The sequence below is a fragment of the uncultured Cardiobacterium sp. genome, from assembly GCF_938028185.1.
Classification (GTDB): Bacteria; Pseudomonadota; Gammaproteobacteria; order Cardiobacteriales; family Cardiobacteriaceae; genus Cardiobacterium.
This window is the reverse complement of record NZ_CALJAH010000056.1, coordinates 1-7,320: the sequence shown is the minus strand read 5'-3', so window position 1 is coordinate 7,320 and position 7,320 is coordinate 1. Positions and strand designations below refer to the sequence as shown.

At 61.6% G+C, this 7,320-nt stretch carries 4 protein-coding genes; 2 read left to right on the top strand and 2 right to left on the bottom strand.

Annotated elements, in window-relative coordinates:
- Nucleotides 1-35 precede the first annotated feature (35 nt).
- Both Q0349_RS01880 and Q0349_RS01875 read left to right on the top strand, forming a co-directional pair.
- Nucleotides 36-3,218: an efflux RND transporter permease subunit gene (locus Q0349_RS01880; RefSeq protein WP_298079136.1), complete on the top strand. Its 3,183-nt coding sequence runs from the start codon at nt 36-38 to the stop codon at nt 3,216-3,218.
- A gap of 11 nt (nt 3,219-3,229) precedes the next feature.
- On the top strand, nt 3,230-4,720 hold the full coding sequence (locus Q0349_RS01875; protein WP_298079135.1) for an efflux transporter outer membrane subunit: 1,491 nt from the start codon (nt 3,230-3,232) through the stop codon (nt 4,718-4,720).
- A gap of 75 nt (nt 4,721-4,795) precedes the next feature.
- Here the strand turns inward: Q0349_RS01875 and Q0349_RS01870 are convergent, their stop codons facing one another.
- Together Q0349_RS01870 and Q0349_RS01865 are read right to left on the bottom strand one after the other, a co-directional pair.
- Nucleotides 4,796-6,127 (bottom strand): hypothetical protein, encoded by a 1,332-nt coding sequence (locus Q0349_RS01870; RefSeq protein WP_298079134.1) that lies wholly within the window; start codon nt 6,125-6,127, stop codon nt 4,796-4,798.
- Nucleotides 6,128-6,497: 370 nt separating this feature from the next.
- Complete coding sequence (locus Q0349_RS01865; protein WP_298079133.1) at nt 6,498-6,992, bottom strand: hypothetical protein; 495 nt, start codon at nt 6,990-6,992, stop codon at nt 6,498-6,500.
- Nucleotides 6,993-7,320 lie beyond the last annotated feature (328 nt).

Here is a 7,320-nt window from a genome sequence, read left to right as displayed (position 1 = left end):
CCAGCCAGCCTGCCGCTCAGTAATCCGGGGGAATCATGTCCAGATTTTTTATTGACCGACCGGTCTTCGCCTGGGTCGTCGCCATTTTCATCATTTTCGGCGGTCTGCTCTCGCTCAACCGCCTGCCGGTAGAGCAATACCCGAATGTCTCCGCGCCGCAAATCACCATCAGCGTCACCTATCCCGGTGCCAGCGCCGCCACCATTGAGGAGTCGGTGCTGTCCATCATCGAACGCGAAATGAACGGCGTGGACGGTCTTGATTACATGAACGCGAGCGCCAACGCCAACGGCACCGGCGAGCTGGAGCTGACCTTCGTCTCCGGCACCAACGAAGACATCGCCCAGGTCAACGTGCAGAACAACCTGGCGCAAGTCACCTCGCGCCTGCCCGCCTCGGTCAACCAGAACGGCATCACCGTTTCCAAGCGCAGCAGCAACTTCCTCATGGTGGTGGCGCTGCAACGCGATGCCAATGCGCACATCAGCGTGCGCGAGATGAACGACTACGCGCAGCGCAACATCGTCCCCGAGCTGCAACGCATCAGCGGCGTCGGCGGCGTCCGCCTTTTCGGCTCCGAATCCTCGATGCGCATCTGGCTCAACCCGGAAAAACTGCGCGGCTATGATCTCACCGCCGATGACGTCTCCAGCGCCATCGCCGCACAAAACCGGCAAATCCCGACCGGCAGCCTCGGCGCCCTGCCCGCCCTGCCCGGCCAGACCTTCTCCGCCGTTATCAACGTCCCCGGCCAGCTCGCCGACGTCGCCGAATTTGAAAACATCGTGCTGAAAAGCACCGAAGGCGGCGCTACCGTCCGCCTGAAAGACGTCGCCCGCGTTGAGCTCGGCCAGGAACAATACGGCTTCTCCACCCGCGTCAATGGCGAAGAGAGCACCGGGATGGCCGTGCAGCTCTCCAACAGCGGTAACGCCGTCGCCGTCGCCAAGGCGGTCAAAGAACGCATGACCGACCTTGCCAAATACTTCCCCGAAGGCATCTCGTGGAGTACGCCGTACGACACCTCCACCTTCGTCAGCCTCTCCATCGAGCAGGTACTGCATACATTGGTCGAAGCAATGGCGCTGGTCGTAGTGGTGATGTTCCTCTTCCTGCAAAACTTCCGCTACACCCTTATCCCCGCCATCGTCGTCCCCATCTCGCTCATGGGCGCGGTGGCGCTGATGAGCCCGCTCGGCCTCTCCATCAACGTGCTCACCATGTTTGCGATGGTGCTGGTTATCGGGATTGTGGTGGATGACGCCATCGTCGTCATCGAAAACGTCGAGCGCCTGATGGCCGAAGAAAAACTCACCCCCTACCAGGCGACGCGAAAAAGCATGGGGCAAATATCGAGTGCCATCGTCGGCATCACCCTGGTCAACATCGTCGTCTTCCTGCCAATGGCCTTCTTCAGCGGCTCCACCGGCAACATCTACCGCCAGTTTGCGCTGGTCATGGCAGGCTCCATCGGCTTCTCCGGCTTCTTGGCACTGACGCTGACCCCCGCGCTCTGCGCCACCATGCTCAAGCCGGTACGCGACGACCACCACGAAAAACGCGGCTTCTTCGGCTGGTTCAACCGCCTCGTCAAAGTGGCGACCCACGCCTACGAAGCGACTATCGCCAAATTCATCCGCATCAGCTACGCGATGTTTGTCGTCTATCTCGCCGTCAGTGCCGGAGCGGTGTACCTCTACACCCGCCTGCCAACCTCCTTCCTGCCGAACGAAGACCAGGGCTACGTCATCGCCAGCCTGCAACTGCCCGCCGGCGCGACCGCCGAACGCACCATCGACAAACTCAAAGAAATGGAAGCGGTCGCCAAAAACATCCCGGAAATTGACAACATTGTCGCCGTGCAAGGCTTCAGCTTCACCGGCCAGGGACAAAACATGGGGATGGCCTTCATCATCCTCAAAGACTGGAAAGAGCGTGCCCGCCCCGACCAGACCGCCAACGCCATCTCCGGCAAACTGATGGGCGGCTTCATGGGCATCCGCGACGCCACCATCTTTGCCTTAAGCCCGCCCGCCATCCCCTCGCTCGGCACCTCCAGCGGCTTTGACCTGATGCTGGAAGACCGCGGCGGTGCTGGACACGAAGCGCTGCTTGACGCGCGCAACCAGTTGATGGGCATGGCGATGCAGCGCAAGGACGTCATCGGCGAAATCCGCCCGCAAGGCCTGGCCGACGCGCCGCAACTGCGCATCGACATCAACCGCAACGCCGCCTATGCGCAAAACGTCCCCATCACCAGCATCGCCAGCACGCTGGGTACCAACTTCGGCTCCGCTTACATCAACGACTTCCCCAACAAGGGGCGGTTGCAGCGCGTTACCGTCCAAGCCGACGCCGCCGCGCGGATGCAGGAAAACGACCTGAAAACGCTGAACATCCCCAACACCCGGGGCGGACAAGTTCCCTTTGGCAGCATCGCCAACTTCACCTGGGAAAACGGACAAATGCAGGCGACCCGCTACAACGGCTACCCGGCGATGCAACTCTCCGGCAGCGCCGCGCAAGGCAAAAGCTCCGGCGAAGGCATGAACACCATGCAAGAACTCGTCGCCCAACTGCCGCCCGGCTTCGCCCTCGAATGGACCGGCCTCGCCCTGGAAGAACAACGCTCCGGCGACCAAAAACTCTACGTTTACGCCTTCAGCCTGATAGCCATCTTCCTCTGCCTCGCCGCGCTGTACGAAAGCTGGTCAATCCCGTTTGCCGTCGTCCTCGTCATCCCGCTCGGCCTGCTCGGCACCGCGGGCGGCATCTACGGCCGCAACCTCTTTAACGTCATGATGGCAGGGCAGAGGGCGGAAACCTTCGCCAACGACATCTACTTCAGCGTCGGCATGGTCACGGTGATGGGGCTGGTGGCGAAAAACGCCATCCTCATCATCGAGTTCGCCAAAGACCTGCAAGAAGGCGGCAAAACCCGCGTCCAGGCTGCGCTCGCCGCCGCCCACCTGCGCTTCCGCCCGATAGTCATGACCTCGCTCGCCTTCATCCTCGGCGTCGTGCCGCTCTACCTCGCCAGCGGCGCCAGTTCCGCCAGCCAGCGCACCATCGGCACCAGCGTCTTCTGGGGGATGAGCATCGGCACCTTCATGGGACTGGTGATGATCCCCATCTTCTTCGTCCTCGTACGCAAAATCTTCCCCGGCAAACTCGGCGTGCACGACAAATACGCCCGACCCGAAGACCAGCCCTACTAAAGGAGACCCCCATGCAAACCCTCCTCAAACCCCTCGCGCTCGCCCTGCTTCTCGCAGGGTGCAGCTTCACCCCCGACTACCGCCAGCCCGACGTCGCCCTGCCGCAAAACTGGATGGAAGTCGCCGTCGCCGAACAGGCAAACAGCAGCGGCAAAACCGCCGCCGAAACCCACTGGCGCGAATACTTCCGCGACCCGCAACTACAAAAACTCATCGAAGAAGCACTCGCGCACAACCACAACCTCAAAACCGCCGCGCTCAACACCGAAATCGCCGAAGCCCAATACGGCATCCAGCGCAGCGAATTCCTGCCGACGGTGGCCGCCAACGGCGGCATCACCCGCAGCCGCACCGCGCGCGACCTCACCGGCACCGGCCAGGCGCGCGTTGGCACCGTGCACAACCTCACCCTTGCCAGCAGCGCCTTTGAGCTCGACTTCTTTGGCCGGGTCAAGGCGATGAGCGACCAGGCGCTGAACAAATACCTCGCCACCCGCGAAGCACGCGACGCCGCCGAACTCAGCATCATCGCCGCCGTTGCCAAAACCTACTACCAGGCGCGCATCGCCGATGCCCAACAAAAACTGGCCGAAGACGTCGTGCAAAGCCGACAAGAAAGCTACCGCCTCTCCAAAATGCAATTCGATGCAGGCCTGATGACCGCTGGCGACCTCAGCGGCGTGCAGACCCAAATCGAAAGCGCGCGCAGCAGCTACGCCGAAGCCGAACGCGCTCACCAAAAAGCGCTGAACGCCCTCTCGCTGCTGGTTGGCAAACCGGTCAGCCAGCTCAACCTGCCGCCAGCGGGCAGCCTGAAAAACGCCTTTGCCGACCTGCGCCTGCCTGCGGGCATCCCTGCCACCGTGCTGCAAAACCGGCCGGACATCCGCGAAGCCGAATACCAGCTGAAAGCGGCGAACGCCAACATCGGCGCGGCACGCGCGGCGCTCTACCCCAGCATCAGCCTCACCGGCAGCGTCGGCTACGCCAGCCCCGAACTCGACGAACTGATCAAGGCGCCGAACCTCGCCTGGAGCATTGCGCCGAGCATCAGCCTGCCCATCTTCAACCGCGACAAACTCAACCGCGCGGTGAACATCGCCGAAGCGCAACAAAAAATCCTGGTCGAAAGCTACCAGAACACCGTGCAGACCGCCTTCTACGAAGTCGCGGATGCCTTGGCCGCCCGGCAAACGCTGGCCGAACAATACGCGGCACAAGTGCGCGGCAACAAGGCGGTGAGCGAACGGCTGCGCCTGGAAAACCTGCGCTTTGAGGCGGGCGTCAGCACCGCGCTTGACCGCCTCGATGCCCAACGCGAAAGCTACGCCAGCGACCAGGGACTGCTCGCCACCGAGCTGCAAATCCTCACCAACAACGTTGATTTGTACATCAGCATGGGCGGCGGCCTCGACCAATACGGCGTCAGCGCCCCGGCGCTGGAGGGCAACAAGCCCGCTCCCGCCAACAAACCACCCCGCCCCGCGACCCGCCGCCGCTAACGGCACCCAAAAAAGCCCGCATCTGCGGGCTTTTTTATAGCGGTACTCACCAAAAGCTGCGCAAAGCGCGCGGCTTCAGGGCTTTTCGGGAATATGGGCATAGGGGCCGCTTTTGTGGGCGCAGTGTTCTCGGTTGGTTGCGATGTCATGCCGGATTTTCTTGATGGCAGCATCCTCTTTTTCTGCCAGCGCCGCGACCGGGGTCAGTGGCACCGGGATGAGCGCGTCGCCCTTGTTGTCGTAAGCGCCGCTGAATCCGGCAAGCGGGTAGCCGGTCAGCTGTTTGACTTTGCCAACCAGGCCCGGCGTGATGTCGCCTTTGCATTTCAGGTTGCGCTTGCGGATGTAGCAGATGCATTCGGGAGCGCCCGGCAGGTCTTCGCTGGCGTCATGGCTGAAGCGGCTACGCCAGACGAGCTGCGGTGCGCCACCCGTGCCATGCAGGCTGCCACGGTCGTCATGCACGACCAGCACGGGCGCGCGCCCTTGCAGCTCCCAATTGACAGGCTCGTAGCTGTTCAGGACAAGGATGTAGGGGGTATCGCCCGCCGGTGCCTGCACGCGGACGCGGTTGTCCGCTTCAATGCTCTGGTAGAGGGCAACCACATGGGTGACGGTTGTGGGCGGCAGGTGCAGCGCGGCGATGGCGGCGGCAAGGTCTTCGCTGTCATAGGCGGGAACGTCCGGCTCAAGTGCAAGCTGGAATTGTGCGGTGTGCCAGTGGTTGTTGTATTCGACTTCAAGCAGATGCTCGCCGGCGTCCAGCTCCAGCGCGGGCGGCAGTTCGGTATGGTTGGGTTCACGGCTTTCGGCGATGATGTGCCGGTCAAGCAGGACGCGCATCTGTGCCCAGCTAATATCGGCTTTCAGGCGGTAATGGCCTTTTTGTACAACCGGAATTTTGCCCGCCCAGTAGGCAGCGAAGGATTCGGACGGGATGCCGTGGGAGTCGCTGTAGGCAAAATCGAGGGCGATGCGTGCTTCTTCTGCCGTGGCAACCGGCTGCTGCGGTTGGCGTGTGTCGATGAACCAGGCGGCAAAGCCGTGTGCGGGGATGGTGCCGCCGGGGTTATAAATGTCGCCCCAACTGCGTGTGGCAAGCGGGTAAGCGGCGAGCCGGGAGCCTGCGGTGGACAGGGCGGCGCTGTGGTTTGTCGCTCCCGGCGGTGCGGAATTCGGTTCAGCGGCTGCCAGAGGGGCGACGGTGCCGGTGGACCATTCGCCATTGCCAACGGGCTGCAAGGTACCGGCAAAGCGGGCGGCGTTGTCATCCGGCGCGGTTGCCGGCGGCGGTTTTGGGGCGGGCGGTGGCATCTCATGCCGGTCGCCAAAGCGGTCGTGGAGGTACCAGCCGCCGAAGCCGAAAACAAAAGCGGTCAGGGCGATAGCGATGGGGGCAGACTTCATGCGGAACTCCTTTTGTCGTGGGATTCCGGGCATTGTATAGCGATATTCACAAAGTTCCGTGCAGGGTGCGCCGCCTGACCGGGTTTAGGGGGGCTATCTTCCCCGGACGGTGCGCCAAGGCGCACCCTATGGCGGATCTCGTGCGTAGGGTGTGTGGCGGCGTAGCCGACACGCACGCGGAAATTTTGAAAGGAGACCGGTATGGTTACAGGGCATCGGCGGTATGCGGGCAAGCCCCACCCCAGCTCTCCCCCACAGGGGGAGGGGGCGGTTCGTAGGGTGGGGCTTGCCCCACCGTCGCACAACCGTCGCCATACGCCGGACGGTGCGTCAAGGCGCACCCTATGACGGGTGTTCCCCTGTTTGCGGGTTATGGTGTTGATGGGAGACCGGTTTTCGCCTTTTCCCGCCATAAGAAATACACGGCGAGATAGCCCAGCAACAATCCTCCATTCACCGCACCCAGCCGGTCTTCCCCCGTTTTGGCGGTCATAAATGCCGCCGCAACCGCTTCTGTCTGACTGGTCTGAAAGGCGAGCATTGACGCCTGTTTTGACAGCGGGATGATAAAACACTGGCTATTGATAACGACCAGTAGCGCCATGACCGCGAGCAATAGTGTTTTCTTCGTTCTTTGGCATAACCACCAGAGAAGGGAACCGGCGAAAAACAGCCAAATACCCGGCAGGGTGGCAACAGAAACCACGCCATCAACGAAATAGCGTTGCCAGTAAAAGAATTGCGCGTCTTGCAGGCGCGCGCCCTGGTTCATCGCGATAAAGGCGACGGCGCTGCCGCAAATCAGGCAACAACCGGCAAAGCGCATGGCGTGGGCAAGCCATGGCAGGACAGGGGATTTTTTCATTGTTCAACTCCTTGGGTGTGATGGAATCCGCCCCGCAGGGCATCGGTCGTACTATATTGGATAGCCGACTATGCGATATTCTACGCTATTTTATATAGCATGGGTAGCTATTTACATGGTGCGTTATCTGGTCAATGCGCAGGGCGCAAAAAAAATCGCCCCGGAGGGCGATTTCTGCTCAGAACCCGTTTGGAGCCTGGAAAAACCCGTTTTCTTGTGCAAACGGGAGCAGGTAAAACCGCCGATATACCTTTTCTCTCGCTGCGCAAGCTGTTCCAGTCCCTGTGGGACAAGCATTGCTCGCGTAGCGAGAGAGGATTGGTGTGAG

Excerpts from the sequence above, each read along its gene's own strand:
- Q0349_RS01870 (WP_298079134.1), bottom strand. The coding sequence starts at position 6,127 with ATGAAGTCTGCCCCCATCGCTATCGCCCTGACCGCTTTTGTTTTCGGC.
- Q0349_RS01875 (WP_298079135.1), top strand. The coding sequence starts at position 3,230 with ATGCAAACCCTCCTCAAACCCCTCGCGCTCGCCCTGCTTCTCGCAGGG.
- Q0349_RS01865 (WP_298079133.1), bottom strand. The coding sequence starts at position 6,992 with ATGAAAAAATCCCCTGTCCTGCCATGGCTTGCCCACGCCATGCGCTTT.
- Q0349_RS01880 (WP_298079136.1), top strand. The coding sequence starts at position 36 with ATGTCCAGATTTTTTATTGACCGACCGGTCTTCGCCTGGGTCGTCGCC.